Origin of the sequence: Psychrobacter sp. FME13 (genome assembly GCF_014861395.1) — a bacterium.
Classification (GTDB): Bacteria; Pseudomonadota; Gammaproteobacteria; order Pseudomonadales; family Moraxellaceae; genus Psychrobacter.
In genome coordinates, this window is the sequence record NZ_RRYV01000397.1 from 1 (window position 1) to 399 (window position 399).

Annotated in this window: 1 protein-coding gene; it reads right to left on the minus strand. The window is 42.6% G+C overall.

The features are described from left to right. A partial coding sequence (locus EI164_RS17265) for a transposase (protein WP_225739379.1) occupies positions 1–253 on the minus strand: 253 nt, incomplete at its 3' end. Positions 254–399: the final 146 nt, after the last annotated feature.

Consider the following 399-nt stretch of genomic DNA (forward strand, 5'->3'; position numbering starts at 1 on the left):
TGGCGTTATCCATCACAATCACGCATTTGGTTTTAAGACTTGGGATTAGGGTTTGTTTGCACCAGTTGTAGAATATGCTGCTGTTGATGTTTGTCTCAAAGTAATCAAGCGCAAACAGCATCTTTTCATACAGAGCACCAATAACGTTGGTTCGCTTTTTACCTTGCCAGTTGTAGCTATCGATACAAGGCTTACCAATCGGTGCATAACCATGAGAGCGAATGGTTTCAGACTCAAAGCCGCTTTCGTCCATATATACAATGGGGTAGCCTTGCTGCTTAAAGTGCTCAAGCTTATTCTGATACGCCGCTCTTTTGATCGGACAGGCTTTTGGATGTTCTAAAGTCTTTTTTTTGACTGATGCCTAGGCGCTTTAGGGCATGATGAATGCCTGTTTTA